General features: G+C 49.1%; 15 protein-coding genes. 6 read left to right on the top strand and 9 right to left on the bottom strand.

Annotation, left to right across the window (positions count from 1 at the left end; all coding sequences use genetic code 11):
• Positions 1 to 79: 79 nt before the first annotated feature.
• Positions 80 to 559, bottom strand: coding sequence for a hypothetical protein (locus HHL17_RS25360; RefSeq protein WP_169227643.1), 480 nt, complete (start codon positions 557 to 559; stop codon positions 80 to 82).
• 28 nt (positions 560 to 587) lie between these two features.
• Positions 588 to 848, bottom strand: a complete 261-nt coding sequence (locus HHL17_RS25355) for a hypothetical protein (RefSeq protein WP_169227642.1) — start codon at positions 846 to 848, stop codon at positions 588 to 590.
• Between the two features lie 185 nt (positions 849 to 1,033).
• On the opposite strand from HHL17_RS25355, the gene HHL17_RS33765 reads away from it, so the two are divergent.
• The 4 genes from HHL17_RS33765 to HHL17_RS25335 all read left to right on the top strand — a co-directional run bounded on the left by HHL17_RS33765 (position 1,034) and on the right by HHL17_RS25335 (position 5,909).
• Positions 1,034 to 1,666 (top strand): TetR/AcrR family transcriptional regulator, encoded by a 633-nt coding sequence (locus HHL17_RS33765; RefSeq protein ID WP_169227641.1) that lies wholly within the window; start codon positions 1,034 to 1,036, stop codon positions 1,664 to 1,666.
• Complete coding sequence (locus HHL17_RS25345) at positions 1,656 to 3,017, top strand: TolC family protein (RefSeq protein ID WP_169227640.1); 1,362 nt, start codon at positions 1,656 to 1,658, stop codon at positions 3,015 to 3,017. Before HHL17_RS33765 ends, HHL17_RS25345 begins: the two co-directional genes overlap by 11 nt.
• Positions 3,018 to 3,042: 25 nt before the next feature.
• Positions 3,043 to 4,170 carry an HlyD family secretion protein gene (locus HHL17_RS25340; protein WP_317166606.1) on the top strand — a complete coding sequence of 376 codons (1,128 nt, stop codon included), beginning with the start codon at positions 3,043 to 3,045 and terminating at the stop codon, positions 4,168 to 4,170.
• Between the two features lie 161 nt (positions 4,171 to 4,331).
• The gene (locus HHL17_RS25335) at positions 4,332 to 5,909 is read left to right on the top strand and encodes a DHA2 family efflux MFS transporter permease subunit (RefSeq protein WP_169227639.1); all 1,578 of its coding nucleotides are present in this window, start codon (positions 4,332 to 4,334) and stop codon (positions 5,907 to 5,909) included.
• Between the two features lie 126 nt (positions 5,910 to 6,035).
• On the opposite strand, the gene HHL17_RS25330 is transcribed toward HHL17_RS25335, so the two are convergent.
• The 5 genes from HHL17_RS25330 to HHL17_RS25310 all read right to left on the bottom strand — a co-directional run bounded on the left by HHL17_RS25330 (position 6,036) and on the right by HHL17_RS25310 (position 12,661).
• Positions 6,036 to 7,367, bottom strand: a complete 1,332-nt coding sequence (locus HHL17_RS25330; RefSeq protein WP_169227638.1) for an amidohydrolase — start codon at positions 7,365 to 7,367, stop codon at positions 6,036 to 6,038.
• 78 nt (positions 7,368 to 7,445) lie between these two features.
• Entirely contained in the window at positions 7,446 to 8,294 is an 849-nt protein-coding gene (locus HHL17_RS25325) for an AraC family transcriptional regulator (protein WP_169227637.1), read from the bottom strand.
• A 403-nt stretch (positions 8,295 to 8,697) separates the two neighbouring features.
• Positions 8,698 to 11,559 carry a TonB-dependent receptor gene (locus HHL17_RS25320; protein WP_169227636.1) on the bottom strand — a complete coding sequence of 954 codons (2,862 nt, stop codon included), beginning with the start codon at positions 11,557 to 11,559 and terminating at the stop codon, positions 8,698 to 8,700.
• A 52-nt stretch (positions 11,560 to 11,611) separates the two neighbouring features.
• Positions 11,612 to 12,073: an Mpo1 family 2-hydroxy fatty acid dioxygenase gene (locus HHL17_RS25315; protein ID WP_169227635.1), complete on the bottom strand. Its 462-nt coding sequence runs from the start codon at positions 12,071 to 12,073 to the stop codon at positions 11,612 to 11,614.
• Positions 12,074 to 12,298: 225 nt separating this feature from the next.
• Positions 12,299 to 12,661, bottom strand: a complete 363-nt coding sequence (locus HHL17_RS25310; protein ID WP_169227634.1) for a TonB-dependent receptor plug domain-containing protein — start codon at positions 12,659 to 12,661, stop codon at positions 12,299 to 12,301.
• 75 nt (positions 12,662 to 12,736) lie between these two features.
• On the opposite strand from HHL17_RS25310, the gene HHL17_RS25305 reads away from it, so the two are divergent.
• Positions 12,737 to 13,624: an NAD(P)-dependent oxidoreductase gene (locus HHL17_RS25305; RefSeq protein ID WP_169227633.1), complete on the top strand. Its 888-nt coding sequence runs from the start codon at positions 12,737 to 12,739 to the stop codon at positions 13,622 to 13,624.
• Here HHL17_RS25305 and HHL17_RS25300 read toward each other — a convergent pair.
• The gene (locus tag HHL17_RS25300) at positions 13,621 to 14,004 is read right to left on the bottom strand and encodes a winged helix-turn-helix transcriptional regulator (RefSeq protein WP_169227632.1); all 384 of its coding nucleotides are present in this window, start codon (positions 14,002 to 14,004) and stop codon (positions 13,621 to 13,623) included. The genes HHL17_RS25305 and HHL17_RS25300 overlap by 4 nt on opposite strands.
• A 136-nt stretch (positions 14,005 to 14,140) precedes the next feature.
• Between HHL17_RS25300 and HHL17_RS25295 the strand changes: the two genes are divergently transcribed.
• Positions 14,141 to 14,527 carry a DoxX family protein gene (locus HHL17_RS25295; protein WP_169227631.1) on the top strand — a complete coding sequence of 129 codons (387 nt, stop codon included), beginning with the start codon at positions 14,141 to 14,143 and terminating at the stop codon, positions 14,525 to 14,527.
• A gap of 215 nt (positions 14,528 to 14,742) precedes the next feature.
• On the opposite strand, the gene HHL17_RS25290 is transcribed toward HHL17_RS25295, so the two are convergent.
• Positions 14,743 to 16,680 (bottom strand): SPFH domain-containing protein, encoded by a 1,938-nt coding sequence (locus HHL17_RS25290; protein ID WP_169227630.1) that lies wholly within the window; start codon positions 16,678 to 16,680, stop codon positions 14,743 to 14,745.
• Between the last annotated feature and the right edge of the window lie 697 nt (positions 16,681 to 17,377).

Genomic DNA, 17,377 nt, shown 5'->3' with positions numbered 1-17,377 from the left:
CAGGTACAACATCTTGCAATTTGTTGAGATGTGCTGGGGCGGGCTTATATATTGACAACGCCCGCCCTTTTTTTATTTCTTACGAGGCGCTCTTGTATTGATAGAATCTCCCCGCCATCAATCCCATCGGTAACCCGATAGCTACCATCAGGATAGTCATGCCCACCAGTACGTTGACCAGATGGAATGGTCCTTTGGGAATATTGGTCAACGGTAATATCAGCAGGTTCATCACCAGCCAGACAAATATGCCGTATATCAGTCCGGATACCGCCGGTATTTTCCGCATCTCTGGTATACGGGGATACAGGAAGAAGAACAGTAACGTAAATCCCAATGCAATAATGTAATGAAACAATACTCCCAGCCAGGGCATGGCAGGGTTGCCGCTGAATGCCGCTGTGCCGAAAACGCCGCTGGCCACGAACAATAATACGTTGACAAAACTTTTGCCTGTTACCAGAACAAACTGTAAACAGGCGGAGAATAAATCGAGCGTACCGGCTATTAGCCAGGTAAGGAAGATAATGCCGACAGGAAAAGCGCGAGTGTTAGCCATAAGTGTGAAAGAAATGGTATCCCTTAAATTAAAAAATTTCTTTATAAAAAACTAAGGGAAATTTTAGGGTTCCCTTGGGCGCCTTTCCTCCGCCTTTCCTCCGCCTTTCCTCCGCCTTTCCTCCGCCTTTCCTCCGCCTTTCCTCCACCTTTCCTCCACCTTTCCTCCACCTTTCCTCCACCTTTCCTCCACCTTTCCTCCACCTTTCCTCCACCTTTCCTCCACCTTTCCTCCACCTATCCTCCACCTTTCCTCCACCTATCCTTCCCAATTTGTGTCTCCTGTACAATATTCACCCCATTTATCTCCTGGTTGACCATCAACCTTAAAATCTCCTTAAAATAGTTTTATAATATTTTAATTATCAGTTAATTAAGATTTGTAAAAATAAAAATTTAAATGAACGTTTAAGTAAACGATTGTTTTAATTAAACGTTTGTTTAACTTTGCTTCGTCAAAATCAACAAAGGGAACATGGAAGACTATAACGATAAGCAACTTTCAATCATTACGGTGGCGGAACGTTTGTTTGCAGAAAAAGGTTTTCATGGCACTTCTGTAAGGGATATCGCACAGGAAGCAGACGTGAACATAGCCATGATATCCTACTACTTCGGGTCTAAGGATAAGTTGCTGGAGGCGGTTTTCAGGCTTCGTATGAATGCATCCCGCATGTTCATCAATGAACTGGTACAGAACGATACCATGGCCCCCCTGGAAAAAATATACTCCCTGATCGACAGGTTTATCAATAAAATGCTGAATGAACAGAATTTTCAATGCATTATGAGCCGGGAACAGCTCAATAAAGAACAAAGCCCGGTGAGAGACCTGATCTGGCAATTGAAAGGAGAAATGCTTGGACTGATGCGCCCCATCGTGACCAACGCCCAGGACGCCGGCATCTTTGCCACCGATGTAGATGTGGAAATGCTGATGACAACGCTGTTCGGCACCATTCATCAAACCATCCCTGCTCAGCATCTGCTGCGGACCAACACGGCCTACACACACATGAATGACCAGGAATTCAAAGAATATTTAAGGCTCAGACTGAGCAACCATTTGAAAAAATTGTTTAAAGCAATCCTTACACATGAATTCTAGAAGCATATACAACCGATTATATGCGCTTACATCCGGAATCGTGCTGACGCTGGTTTTTCAGGCAGCATCCGCACAACAAAGCGTAAAACCGCTTTCGTTAAATGAAGCCATATCGCTAACTCTCCAAAACAGCAAACAATTGAAGGCCAGCCAGGCCCGCATTGAAGCAGCCAACGCTAACGTTAAAACAGCCAACGAAAGACAGTTGCCCGACGTAAGCATATCCGGCTCTTATTTGCGACTGACACAGCCTAACCTTGACCTGAAACTCGGTAAAGGGGGCAGCAACCCCGGCGGCGGCTCAGGTATGGAAGCACCGAAAGTAGATCAGGCAGCTTACGGCATGGCCAATGTGTCCATCCCCGTTTTTGCCGGCATGATGATACAAAGTGGCAAAGAAGCGGCCCGCTACCTCGCACAGGCGGCTAAACTGGACGCTGACAAAGACCGCGACGATGTGATCGAAAATACCATCGGCGCCTACAGCAACCTCTATAAAGCCACCCAGGCGGTGAAACTGATGGAGGAAAACCTGAAACAGTCCACCCAACGCGTAAAAGACTTCTCTAACCTGGAAAAGAACGGCCTGCTGGCACGCAACGACCTCTTAAAGGCAGAACTGCAACAGTCCAACTACGAACTGTCCCTCATGGACGCTCAGAACAGCCTGAAAGTAGCCAACCTCAACATGAACATCATGCTGGGCCTGCCGGACAACACAGCGCTGCAACTGGACACCACCGTTTTTAAAGTGGACGATAAAACAGACGGCAGAGGCGTAGCGGAATTCGAACAACTGGCTTACCAGAACCGTAAAGACGCTGCTTCCCTCGGTGCTAAAGAGAAAGCTGCTTTCGCTAACGTAAAAGGCGTGAAAGGTGAATATTATCCTTCCCTCGCCGTGACCGGTGGTTATGTGGCCGCTTACATTCCGAATGTAGTGACCATCACCAACGCAGTAATGGCCGGTGTAGGGGTGAAATACAATCTCTCCTCCATCTGGAAAACAGGTAGCAAGGTGGCCAGCGCAAAAGCCCAGCTCGCAGAGCTGCAGGCCAATGAAGCCAACCTGACAGACGCTATCCACCTCGACGTGGTGAGGTCTTACGAAAACTACCTCCTGAGCAGGAAAAAAATGGACACTTATATCAAGGCGATAGAACAATCAGAAGAGAACTACCGTATCACGAAGAACAAGCACGCTAACAATCTGGCTACCACCACCGACCTGCTGGATGCGGACGTGGCCAACCTCCAGGCTCATCTGAACTACACCTTCGCAAGAGCAGATGCACTGGTGGCCTACAACAAATTGTTACAGTCATCGGGAATACTCGACAACAACAAATAACAACAAACCAATAAACTACAAAGCTGTGGAAACGCAAACAAAAGCTACTAATAATATATCTACCATGCAGGAAACATCCGCGCCTAAAAAGCGCAGCAAAGGGTTTGTGATCGTACTGGCCGCTCTGGTACTGGGGGGTGGCGCGTTCGGTATATCCAAATACATCCATAGTCTGCACCACGAAGAAACAGACAACGCGCAGATCGACGCGAACGTAAGCCCTGTAATTCCAAGAGTATCAGGTTTTGTGAAAGAAGTAAGAGTAAAAGATAACCAGCACGTGAAAAAAGGGGATACCCTCGTGGTCCTCGATGACCGTGACCAGGCGATCAGGGTACAACAGGCGGAAAATGCCCTGGGTACCGCAAAAGCGAATCTGGGTGCTGCTGAAGCTACCACCAGCGCTGCGGAAACAGGTATCAGCACCGCACAGGCCAATGTAAGCACCATTGACGCCCAGATCGAAGCCGCTAAGGTGAACATCTGGAGAGCCAATCAGGACTACGAACGTTACGCTAACCTGATCAAGGACCACTCTATCACCCAGCAACAATACGAACAGGCCCTGGCTGCCAAACAAACGGCCGAACGCCAGCTCGATGTACTGGTAAGACAGAAAGCAGCAGCTGCCCGTCAGACTTCTGTGGTGACTTCCCAGAGCAGCGCTACTGCTAAACAGATCAATCTCGCCAACGCGGCTATCAAACAACGTGAAACCGATGTGGACGATGCTAAACTGGTTCAGTCCTACACCGTGATCACCGCTCCGGAAGATGGTGTTGTGTCAAAAATATTTGTACAGCCCGGTCAATATATTTCTGCCGGTCAATCTCTCTTCAGCGTGGTAATGGACACTGCTCCGTGGGTAGTAGCCAACTTCAAAGAAACACAGCTGGAGAAAATGAAGCTCGGCCAGAAAGTGACCGTACATATCGACGCTTTCCCCGGCACACCGCTGGAAGCCAAACTGACTTCCTTCTCACCAGCCACCGGCGCTAAGTTTGCACTGCTGCCTCCGGACAACGCTTCCGGTAACTTCGTAAAAGTAGTACAACGCCTCCCGGTGAAAATCGAATTCGATGACCCGACCAACGAACTGATCAAACGGTTACGCCCGGGTATGAACGTGCTGGTAGACGTGCATCTCAACTAATTCATACATGAATGCATCATGACCAGGGGTTAATAGTTGAACCGGTTCAAGTTATTTTCGGCGGAAACCATCAGCTTCAACAAAAGACCTCAAAGACAGGAACCCACCGGCTTGATTATTAATTCCTGGTCAACCTGCATTCATTCAAAATAAATCGCTGCATGCAACAAGAATCATTGGTAGAATACGGCTCACGCAGGGTGATCATCACGATCACCGCTATCTTCTGCGCGCTGCTGGAAATCGTGGATACCACCATCGTGAATGTGGCATTGAACGACATGCGCGGTAACATGGGGGCCACACTCAGTGAGATCAGTTGGGTGATCACCGCTTATGCGATCGGTAACGTAATCATTGTACCGATGACCAGCTGGTTGTCCCAACAGTTCGGCCGCCGTAACTACTTCGCTGCTTCTGTCATTATATTCACCATTTCCTCTTTCCTCTGCGGTAACGCAACTGCCATGTGGGAACTGATACTTTTCCGTTTCATACAAGGCCTTGGAGGTGGTGCACTGCTGGTAACATCACAAACTATTATTACAGAAAGTTATCCTCCCGAAAAACGCGGTGTTGCCCAGGCTATCTATGGCCTCGGAGTGATCATCGGCCCTACACTGGGCCCTCCGTTGGGTGGTTATATTACCGATAACTATTCCTGGCCTTACATCTTCTACATCAACATCCCTATCGGTGTAATTGCTACCCTGCTCACTTTGCAGTTCGTACGCAGCCCGAAATACGCTGAGAAGAAAGCCATCAATGAAATCGACTTTCTGGGTATCATATTACTCGCCGTCACGGTAGGTTGTCTCCAGTTTGTACTGGAACGTGGTCAGGAAGATGACTGGTTCAGTGATCCTACTATCACCCTGTTATCCGTGATGAGCGCCCTGGGCCTGTTTTTCTTCATCTGGCGCGAGCTGACCTACAAGAACCCGATCGTGGAACTAAGGGTATTGAAGAACGGGAACCTGAGGGCCGGTACCATACTCTCGTTTATATTGGGCTTCGGTCTTTATGGCTCTACGTTCATCATTCCGCTGTACACACAAAGTACATTGGGATGGACCGCCACCCAGTCCGGTATGCTGATGATACCGGCGGCACTTACCACCGCATTCATGATGCCAATCATCGGTAAGCTGCTGGAGAAAGGGGTACCACAACAGTACCTGGTGGCACTAGGGATGTTATTGTTCTTTGCTTATAGTTTCTGGGGATATCTGATTATTACTCCTTCTGATACCGGCGCTGATGCGTTCTTCTGGATGCTGATCGTGCGTGGGGTAGGTATGGGGCTGCTCTTTATCCCGATCACTACACTGGCGCTGTCTTCCCTCAAAGGGCAACAGATTGGCCAGGGGGCGGCCTTCACCGGTATGATGCGCCAGCTCGGCGGTTCCTTCGGCGTGGCATTGATCACCACTTTTATGGCCCGTCAGAACATGGTGCACAGAAGCGACCTGGTGTCTAAACTGGACACCAACAACCCGGACGTCATGAACCGCGTTAATGGCCTGGCACACAACTTCGCCGCCAAAGGTATGGACGCCGGTACTGCTGTCAGAAGCGGATACAAGGTACTGGACTACAGCATCGCCAAACAAGCGGCTGTGATGTCTTACATGGACGTGTTCCTGTACCTGGGACTGATGTTCCTCATCTGTATCCCGTTTGTACTGATGGTAAGAGCTAAGAAAGCTGCAAAACTGGACCCGTCAGCCATGCACTAACGGTCTCGTTTTTCGACATAAAATTATTGTTGCAATAACAGTGTAACAGTTGTAGGTTTAGGTAAATAAGCCCCGATATTCATCGGGGCTTTATTTTTTTTACAACATTTACAGAGAGAAGGAAAATCAGAACACGATGTTGCCCTCATGAATCAGCGACTTCACCGGAGAGATGCGGGATACCGCTTCGGCTGAACAGCTGGCGTCTACCAGTACCATATCCGCAGCATCATCTGCTTTGGGCCATTGACGCATGCCTTTATCGTCCAGCGGGAGAATATTGTGGGTGGCTATCCTCAGGCATCTGGACAAATCAAACTCGGTGCGGTAGCCATATAGTTGAGCCATCAGGTTAGCTTTCTGGAGGATGCTGCCGGAGCCGAAAGTGCTCCAGTGGTCAATGATACAGTCGTTGCCGGCCTGTACATCTACACCGTGTTTATACAGCGTGGGAATCGGCATAATGGTGCTGCCGAAAGGAATGGTGGTCATAATACCTATGCGCGCATTACCCAGTTTTTCGGCTACTTCCTCCAGTTTGTTATTGTCCATTTTTGCCAGTGCAAAACTGTGACTGATATAGGTTTTGCCTTTTAGTACCGGATTTTCGTTGACTTTATTGATCAGGTATTCGATGGTTTTTACACCGGATTCGCCTGCTTCATGCAGGTGGATGTCGATGCCCTTGTTATGGTCCAGCGCTAGTTGCACCACAAAGTCCATGTGTTTTTCGATGCTGCCGTCAATACTGTAAGGGTCCAGGCCGCCGATGTAGTCTATATCCATTTTGGCGGCTTCTTTCATCAGTTCTGCAGAGGGTGTATAAAAGATGCCGTGCTGAGGAAAGGCTACCAGTTCCGCGGAGAAACCGTCTTTTTTATTTTCCAGCGCTTTCTCCAGGTTTTTAAGCGAGTTTAATCCGGAGGTGGGTTCTATGTTGACATGACTTCTGGCGAAGCTGGTGCCTTTGGACTGCAACAGTTCAATCAGTTGTCCGGTACGGGCGGTGGACGTTTTCAGCAGCTCAGGTATCACCTGTTGTTCAAAGGCGATCATGTCTTTTACGGACTTGTTCTTTTTCAGGTGCGCTTTCCAGGGGAGACCGTAAAATGTTTTGTCGAGATGGATATGCATATCGCGGAATGCCGGTAACAGCAGCCAACCTTTGGCATCAATGGCTTTGGCGCCGGGCTGGTTGGACAGTACGGATTTTATTTTGCCATTGCTGACTTCAATCGTAAAAAGGTCGGTGGTGGTGCCGGTCACTTCTCCTTCTTCATACTGAAAGCCTGTTTCCAGCCGTACATTTTTCAGGGTGAAATTTTTACCGGCGCTGGCGGCGGTATTTGTTTCGCTGGAAGTGGCGCCGGCCGTGTTGCCGGTCAACAGGCTGCCGCCTGCGGCCAGTAATATGGATGAGCTTTTGATAAAGTCTTTGCGGGAAATAGAAGAAGCCATATAATATGATCGTTTTATGCAAAAATAAAACGCAGGAGGGATGCAATGATGGATGAATTATGCCAGAACTTGTAAGTTTTATAACTGATCTCTGAATTGGCGGGGTGAAATGCCTGTCTGGCTTTTGAAGAAATTGGAAAAATAGGAGAGGTCGTTAAATCCGAGGTCAAAGGCGATCTCTTTGATTGATTTCCCTGAAGCCTGTATCTGACGTTTGGCTTCCAGGATTACCCGGTGTTGTATGAGGAACATGGCCGGTATGTGAAAATGTCTTTTACAGAGGATATTAAGATAATTGGGGGAGATGTTGAGTTGACCGGCGTAGAAGGCTACGGACTTTTGTGTTTTATAATGCTGGTCAATCAGTGCGTGATACTTTTGCAAGGCGGGCCTGGCCCGGTATATCAGCAAATCGTCAAACTTGTTTTCAGCCTCACGGGTGACCAGCTGGGCAATCAGGCGGCTGCGAAGGTGAATGATCTCCCACGACACCGGCGACTGTCCCAGTTCCTGTTGAATGGAGCGGAATTCGTAAAATAGTTTGTGAAAGCTCTCTTCCGTCAGATCTATCACCGGATGATGCTGGTACAGGGCAAAGGGAAACTGCAGCGCATTGGAGAATGTTTCAAAAAAAGGACGGGTGATCATCAGCTGGTGGGCCACCATCTTTTTGCTGAACTCCCATCTGTGGACCTGATCGGGGAACAACAGGTGTATCTGATAAGGCGCCACATTGTAATCAATGAAGTCAATGGAGTGGGTGCCGTTTCCTTTTTCTATCAATAGGAAAACAAAGAAGTCATGTTTATGAGGTTTTTCGATCAGCCTTTCCCCGCGGATTTCGTGGTACAGGAAATGACAGGAATCTTGTTGATCGCCCTGAAATGCCCTGATATCCAATACGGGAAACTGCTCCTTTGCCTTCATGGGCGAAAAATACAAAAATTCCGATTCCCAGGGCGCCTCGTGTCCGTGGTGTTTCGGATCGCGGATGTCCCAGGGCTGAAGCCCTGGGCTACGTTGTTGTTCAGGCTGTTTTCCAGTAGGGGTACTGGCTTTAATGAAGATTTTCGATAGTAGTATCAATCATTTCCGGTGGCATCTTACCGGAAAAACAGCATCTCAGAAACACCACCAGGGAAGATGATGTCTAACAGCAGCATCAATCATCTCCGGTGGCATCCTACCAGAAAACAGCGTCTCAACAACACTGTTCGGGAACATGATGTTTAATAGCAACATATATCATTTCCATTAGCATACGACCATAAAACAGCCTGAACAACAACGTAGCCCAGGGCTTCAGCCCTGGGACACCGGGGATCGGATTTTAAAAATTCAATGCAATTTTCGTAAAGACACGCATGCCATTAAAGCCCATCTGCACGGCATCCCAGGGGCCGCCTGTTTCGCCGTCATAGGCAGACAGTTTTGCGCCGGGTACATAACCCAGATCGGGATGCACATTGAAGATATTATCTGCGCCGATGAACCAGCTGATATGGGAAGAGAAACGGTAGCTGGCGTATAGGTCGGTAACGGCTTTGCCTTTATAGTTGAATTGTTCGGGCACCAGGGTGCCGTCTTTGTCCAGCGCTACAAGAGGACTGATACCGGTACCTGCCAGGTTGGGATCGCCGGGCAGGCCGGTACCTTCTTTGGCCGGATCGCCGGCGAAGCCGTATCCCAGCAATACAATTTTACCGAAGTAGGTAACGCGGGCGCCTACACTGACTTTTTTGATACCGTACTCCACGTTGAGGCCCAGTTTGGCCGGAGGGGCAGATGCCAGCACAAAATGTTGTTCTCTTTCACTGAAAAATTCGCCCCGGTGAAGGTAGCTGTCATTCAGTTTATCAGGCACATTGATTTTGTCGATGTTCATGTGTTGAATGTTTCCGGTAAACAGTACCCGGAAATGTTGGTTGTTCCACTTTTTATTGTAGTCAACCACCATGTCGAGGCCGTAGTTGGTGGTGTTAACGGCGTTGGCAAAAAACTGCGCATTATCGATATGGAGGGCTTTCAGCGCGTCCTGGAATGCTTTGTCGAGTGTGGCGTCGCCGGCATTGAACTGTCCGGAAAGTACGATGCGGTCTTTTACTTTTACGAGGTAACCATCGAGGGTAATGGTGAGGTCTGAAATGGGTTTCAGGGAGAAGCCCAGGCTGGCGTTAACTGATTTTTCCTGTTTCAGGTCCGGGATGCCGGCGGCTTTGGTGATAGGATTATTGTTGGGCGCTATTTTCACTTCGGTGATACGGCCACCCTGCACATTGGTGAATTGGGAGCTGTAGTTGATCTGCTGCAGGGAAGGGGCGCGGTAACCAGTGCTGACAGAACCGCGGATATTAAATCCCGGTGCTGCTTTGAAGCGTGCGGCCAGTTTGTAGTTGCTGGTAAAACCGAAGTCACTGTAGTTTTCTACTCTTACAGCGCCGCCCAGCAGGAATTTCCGGGTGATGTCCCATTCGGCGTCTACAAATCCCGCGAAATTGGAGCGGTTTGCCTTTACCACATCAGTGGGACGATAGCCTGGAAAACCCTGTGCCCCGGTGGCTTTGTTGAAGGTGGGGTCATAGTTGGTGTAGGAGGCTTCTTCACCGGCGTATATACGGTACTGTTCATAGCGGTATTCTGCACCGAGGGCCAGGTTAAACCCTGCGCCGATGTGCGGGATATCTTTAGAGAAGGTGAGATTGGCTGTGTTCTGGGTGAAGGAGAAACCACCATCTTTAAAATGGGTGGGCGTGCTGGCGCCCAGTGAGGCGTTAAAGGTTTTATCACCGAAGAAACGGAAATCATTTCTACCGAAAGTATTGCTGAGGTCCCATTTCCAGTCGTTGCCGGTGCTGCCTTTTACGCCAGCTGCCAGCGACAGGTCCTGTATATGGGTTTGTATGTGTGGATTAAAAACCGTGTCGGGTAAGCCTCCCGGGGTAGGGATGCTTTCCATAATGCCCGGGTAAAATATCAGGTTGCCGCCGGGGCCGGTGGGAAACCTGTCCGTATGTCCGCTGGAAAGAGGATTAAAGCCGTGAAATGTTCTCGTATAGGCGTAAGCGTCAGATGATTTATAGTTGTAGCCACCAAAGGCATAGACGGTGGTGTTGCTGCTACCTACCGGCACTTCCATATTGATCATACCGCCTCCGGAAGTAACGGAGCCGTCGCCATGGGCGCGGCGACCGGTATTGATCGGCAAGCCGTTGGTGTTGTTGAGATTGGTATCCAGCACCTGGCGGAAGGTTTTACCCTGCCTCAGAAAGTTACCGGAGAAGTTAATAAATCCGTTGTGTTTACCAATGGGGACACCGTAGTTGACGCCGAGGGTAACGGTGTTGCCATCTATGGCATTACTATATGGATATTGTTGTAAATCCCGTTTGAAGTAAGTGTTGTATTTATGATCGTAGTAACCGGCATAACCAGCATTGAAAGTCAGGCGGTTGACATCTTTTTTCAGGATGATATTGATGACGCCGGCGATGGCATCGGAGCCATACTGTGCGGAGGCGCCATCACGGAGTATTTCCACCCGGTCGATGGCTGATTCGGGGATGGCGTTAAGGTCGGTACCGGAGTTACCACGGCCGCGGGTACCGAATACGGAAACAAAGGCCGTTTGATGCCGCCGTTTTCCGTTGATGAGCACCAACGTCTGGTCGGGGCCCAGCCCGCGTAAGGTGGCCAGGTCTATCTGGTCGGCGCCATCGCTGCCGCTTTGTTTGTTGTAGTTGAAAGAGGGAGCAGCTGCGTTGAGCAGGGATGTCAGTTCCATTTTAGCACTGGGCAGCCCTGCCTGGTTGACGCTGATCACATCTACCGGCACCGGTGTTTCCGTTTTGGCGCGGCCACCGCCGCGGGTGCCGACTAATACAATCTGTGTAAGCTCGGTAGCGGTGGAAACCAGCTGAATGTTAATCTCCGTACGACCGTTGACGTTAGTCTCTACGGTATTAAATCCAATGGCACTGAATTCCAGGCTCGCGCCTGCGGGAACGTCCAGTTGATAAATACCGTCTTTGTTGGTTTGTGTGCCTTTGGCAACAGACTTGATTCTGACGGTGATGCCTTCCAGCGGGCTGCCGGTGGAAGCGTCTGTTACCTTACCGGTAACGTGTTGATTTTGGCCGGATGCATAGCTGCATAACAGGATGCCGGTTAGCAAAAACAGGATTTTGAGGTGCATATGGGGGGCTTTTCCTTAATTTAAGGAAAAAATCCCATATGGCCGTTTTTTATTATAGTTTGATGCCTGCCTTCCGGTAGATAAAACTCAGCAACCATGCCGGACCAATCAGCAGAAACTGCAGGTCCTTGAAAAAACTGGGTTTGGCGCCTTCTATTTTATGGCCGATGAACTGTCCAATCCATGCCACTACAAAGATAATGAGCGCTACCAGCCAGGTGGGTGAGCCACCCGCCGCGATGAGCCGCCATAACCACAGGCAGATGATACCGATGATGGTCATGCCTACCGCCAGCGATACCGACAGCCGCGCATAATAAATAATGAGCAGCACCAGTGCTATCTGCGCCACGGTCAGCACTATGTTGGTGCCGGGCACCGGAATGCGGATAGCGTATAAAAAGCCCACGATACTGAAGAATATAGCCGGTACACATATCCAGTGAATGAGTTTGTTGGTCTCGTTGCGATGACTGGTGCCATAGTCATCCAGCCATTGTTGGATCGTTTTCATGGTGGAAGCTGTTTTACGCTTTACTAATATAATTTATTTGCCTGTGATTATTACCTGCTTCATCCCTGTGCGCCCGAAAAATGTCGGGAAATACATCATCGACGCTTTAGCCGGGTTAAGATGGTAAGTGCCACTGTAACGTGGCATCAGGGAGATGGTAAATATTTTTCGTTTGTACATCACCGTGACTGTCATCTTGCATCATACCGGAAACGCTGCCATAGATTATTGCCGGCGGGAATGTGGTTTTTTGAGTGATGAATGGATAATGATGACACCGTTGGCAGCCCTGGTTCCGTAAAGTGCCATAGCGGTGGTGTCTTTTAGAACAATGATTTGTCCAATGGTGGCTGGGTCTATGGAATCGAGCGTGCCTTCATATACTTTGCCATCTATGATAACGAGCGGCGTTGTGACCGCCTTACTACCAAGGCATCTTATTATGGCCCTGCCGGCAACGGTGTCACTCAGGTTACGCTGATGCCCGGTGCTAGGCAGTGGACTATGTTGAGGGCTGCTGGTCAGTTGACAAAATCCGTGAGTGATCACGCTAAAGCAGCATAACAGTAATAGCAATATACGTTTCAAGGCAAAGGGTATTTTAGTGGGTCATCATTTAAGTTAACAATTATCGATAACTTTCCTTAAAAATCTTTTTAAAGTATGGAAACCATTGGATTTATCGGCGCCGGTAACTTGGGGACACCGATTGTGACCAACCTGTTGAAGGCAGGTTATAAAGTAAAAGTATATAACCGTACCCGTGAGAAAGCGTTGCCACTGGAAGCGTTGGGGGCGGAGCTGGTGAGCAGCCCTGCCGAAGCTGCGGTGCCGGGAGGTATTGTGATGAGCCTGGTGGCCGATGATAAAGCCGTAGAGAGCGTGGCAGGGGATGAATTAATGCAAGCCTTGGGCCATGGCGGTATTCATGCGTCGATGAGCACTATTTCACCGGACACTTCCCGTGCATTGGCGGCACATCATCAGCTGCAGGGCGTTACCTATGTGGCGGCGCCGGTGTTTGCCCGTCCGGAAGCGGCGGCAGCAAAGGTGGGCAATGCGGTGATATCCGGGCCTGCTGCGGCAAAAGAAAGGATACGGCCTTTACTGGAAGCAGGTTTTGCCAAAAATATTTTTGATTTGGGGGAAGATGTGGGAAGTGCCAATGTGCTGAAGCTGATGGGTAACTTTATGATTGCCGGGGCTATTGAAATGATGGCCGAAGCTTTCGCGTTAGCGGAGAAAAACGGAGTAGACCCTAAAGTAGCTTATGAAATGCTGACCACTACCTTGTTTGCGGCGCCCATTTTCCGTGGTTACGGCGCTATGGTGGTGGACCGTACCTATGTCGGCAATCCGGCGTTCAGTGCGCCCCTGGGATTGAAAGACATGAACCTGGTGTTGCAGACCGCCACCCGTTCTCACACCCCGATGCCACTGGCCCAGCTGGTACAGTCCCGGCTCATGACCGTGGTAGCGCGGGACATAAAAGATGCTGACTGGACCGCACTGGCCATGGGTGCCTTGGAAGATGCCGGCCTGAAGGGTTAGTTTTTGCTGACAGCCAGTTCCCCGGCCTGACGGGTTGCTTCCCGGTGCATTTCGCCCCAGCTGCACATATGCTCCAATAAACTTTCGAGTGACCGTCCCAGTGGGGTTAATTCGTATTCCACCCGGGGCGGCACCTCCGGATATACGATCCGTTTTATCAGTTGATCGTTTTCCAGCTCTCTTAATTGTAAAACCAGCACTCTTTCGGATATACCGGATATAGATTTTTTCAGTTCATGATAGCGCATTTTGCCTTCCAGCAGCCGCCAGAGGATAGTGGGTTTCCACCGTCCGCCGATCACGGAGAGGGTATGGGCTGTCTGGCATAAGCCGTTGAGTATCCGCTCATTGATCGCATTGGTTGAGTTTTCTTTCCGCATAGATACTTGTTTGTTTCTGAACATAAATATACAACTTCGCCGAACGCTATCCCATAGGATAGCGCTTTCCTTCCGGTAACTCCACATAAAACATTATTGAATATCTATACGTTTGTATATCATAAAACTGTTCACTATGAAAATTGTTCCACTGTTAGGGCGTATCCTGTTTGCGCTCATCTTTGTAATGTCGGGTATCAATCACGTAGGCGGTGCCGGCGCCGATTATGCAGCAGCTTCCGGTGTACCGGCAGCCAATATTATGGTCCGGTTGGCGGGATTGCTCGCTTTGGTAGGTGGCCTGAGCGTATTGCTGGGCTATAAGGCCAAAATCGGGGCCTGGCTGGTGGTGATATTCCTCGTCCCGGTCACATTTGCCATGCATAAGTTCTGGGGTATCCCTGATCCGATGGCTGCACAGATGCAGATGGCCATGTTTATGAAAAATGTGGCGCTTATAGGTGCCGCATTGTTGATCGCCTATTTCGGTGCGGGACCACTTAGTATAGACAACAAGTCTTAATGATTTGGTTATTTGGTTATTTGGTTATTTTTTTATTTAGATATTTAAAATGCGGCGAAGATCTTCTGATGTTCGGATAAAATCTTCGCTGCATTTTAAATATCTAAATAAAAAAATAACCAAATTTCAAAATGAAAGGCTGTCTCCTGCGAGACAGCCTTTTTTTGAAAATCAGGGTAACATGAATGGTGAAAGTGGGTATAGGGACGATAAGTTTATTTGCTTGCTGAATCGGCGGAAGGAGAAGCATTCGGTATCGTCGTTTGTTTGTTGGATATCTCTTCCAGTAATTTCAGTCCCAGTAAACCGCTGATAGGGCCGTTGGCACCTTCACCGCCACCGATCAGTACATCCGGCATGATGCGGATATGTTGGCTGCCGATAGCTTCCATCACTTTTAATTTGGTGAAGTTTTCGCCACCCATGGCTTCCACCGCCAGTTTATAGGATTCTGCGCTGGATTGGCCGATGGCAAGGATTTTTTCCGCTTCCGCTTTACCGGTAAGGGATATTTTTTCTGCTTCAGCCTTGGCTGACCATTCGGTGCGGTCAGCTTCCGCTCTGGCGAGGAGCCTTACTTTTTCCGCTTCACCGCTGGCCAGCAGTTTCATTCTGTCACTTTCCGCGTTGGCCTGCAGGCGTACGCTGTTGGCGTCACCGGTGGCTTTTTTCACAGAAGCGTCTGCGATTCTTTCCGCGATGAGCACACCCTGGTCAGCCTTCACGATTTCTTTCTGCATCTCTGCCACGGCTGTTTCTTTTTCGAGCGACTGCCGTGTTTCCTGCGCCTGGCGTTGTGTTTCGTAGGTCACTTTCTGTTCTTCCGCGATTTTACGGTCCGTCAGTGTTTTCATCAGGCTTTCCGGTGGCACGATGTCACCGATAAGGGTGTCTACACCGAAAACGTTGTACTGGTCCAGCACCTGGCCGATATGTTCTTTCGCTGCATTTTGTCTTTCCTTACGGCTGGTCAGGAAGCTGATCACATCAGAGCCTTGCGCGGAGTTACGGAAGTAGTTGCCGATGGTAGGTTCCAGTACCTGTGTGACGAGGTTGCTCATGTTACCAAAGCGGGCAATCACTTTCGGTGCTTCAGTAGTGGGGATATGGATGATCTGTGATACATCAAGGTTGAAGGTAAAGCCGTCCTTGCTCCGTACGGTAATGGTAGAGAGGTTTTTATCCAGCTGGTGCGCTTCACTTCTGGCGGAAGCCCAGTTGAGCACCAGGTTGGTGGTAGGTACCAGTTCCACTTTCATGATGTAGGGATTGATTGGGTATTTACCCGGACCTAACGGTTCTGCCCATACGCCTTTGGTCCCTTTCGCCACGATATTGCCGTGTTTGAATTCAACGCCGCTGATGTCAACGCCGTCACTGCCCACGAAAGAGATCACTACGCCCACGTGGCCGATGGCTATTTCCGTCATGCGAACGATTTCCATTTTAGCGAACCAGGGGTTGATGAAGTAGGAGCCTGCGAGGATCACTTGTTCCTGCAATCCTTTGTAGCCACCTTTTTCGAGGAAGGCATCCACGTCCTGGAAGTTGTTGTGTGCCTGGATGGTTTTACCTGCGATAGCGCCTGTTTCAAGGGCTTGTCCTTCCAGTGTGGTCACAATACCGACAGCATTCTCCGGGATGGACACCATATCGGTGATTTCCACTTCAAAGATGAACGTGTTGATACGGTAAGAACCGGGCGTGATAATGCCTGTCTGCCGGCCTTTGCAGCCACCGCTTTCCAGGAAGGCCACGGTGTCCTGGAACGTGTCACAGGCGACTTTACGGGCGAGGATAGAGCCGGTAGGAAGTTCAGCGCCATCTTTCGCGAGCACCAGTCCTATTTTACCGGTGGGGATGATGGTAAAAGGCTGAAAGGTGATAGCGTATTGCCACATCCATTTCCAGAAATATACGCCAGGGGCCAGTGTTTGCGCCTGGAAGCCGGCTTCGCCGTGAGTGGCCAGGATGCGGCCTTCGGGCAATTCCTGTTTACCAAACAGCACAAATTTTTTCGTTACCAGACCAATACGGTCTTCCGGTACAATGACAACGCCAAAGAATATACGAAGAATGACTTTGTACATAATCAGGCATAGAATAGGCAGGCCAATGAGCAATGCCCATTTTAATACAGGGGTGTTTTCCATTGTTGTTGGTATTAGATGTTTAGGTATGTGCGTATGAAGTTTACAGGCAAGGCACGGCGATGCAGTAGCAGCACAGGTGATACAGTGGCGCAGCAGTAGTCGTTCGGCAGTATAATATGCCGTTAACAGCCGGTCGGTTGCCCGAAAAATAAATTAGCAGGTTGGAGGAGAAGTGTTGAAGTTGGTCGCAATATAATCTGTCAGGTTTATGCTGAACAGTGAGTGACGGAGTGCCATCGTGATGTAGATTGAGGATGTAAAAATGGATATAATTTTTCATCCGTCAAAATGCGCTACTGGCCCGCGATTGAAAAGATTGATGAAATGATGGATGCGGTGGCCTTGTTTTTTCAGCCGTTGCAAAAAAGAATGATTTTATTGATGAAATTTTCAAAAAAGAGGGGAGAAATATATTTTTCCCTTATTTACTGCGGGTTACAGCGGATGACGCTTCTGCATATATAAGGAGTGAGGCGATTGCACTATGAGGCCGGGAAGCCGGGAGAGTGTATGAAAAGGCTGGCTTTAAGCCGTGTATTGAGTAGGTAACTATTCCTGTAAACGAACAATTAGTGTATCAAAAACGCACATTTAATACTTTTTTGTATTTATATATTATTGATCTTTAAATTAATAACTAAGTGGCATTTTTTTGGGGCGGTTGGCGCAGTCTCTTGGTCAACTTTTAATATTGTTC

It is taken from the genome of Chitinophaga fulva, from assembly GCF_012927205.1.
Lineage (GTDB): Bacteria > Bacteroidota > Bacteroidia > Chitinophagales > Chitinophagaceae > Chitinophaga > Chitinophaga fulva.
This window is presented reverse-complemented; position numbering and strand designations above follow the sequence as displayed.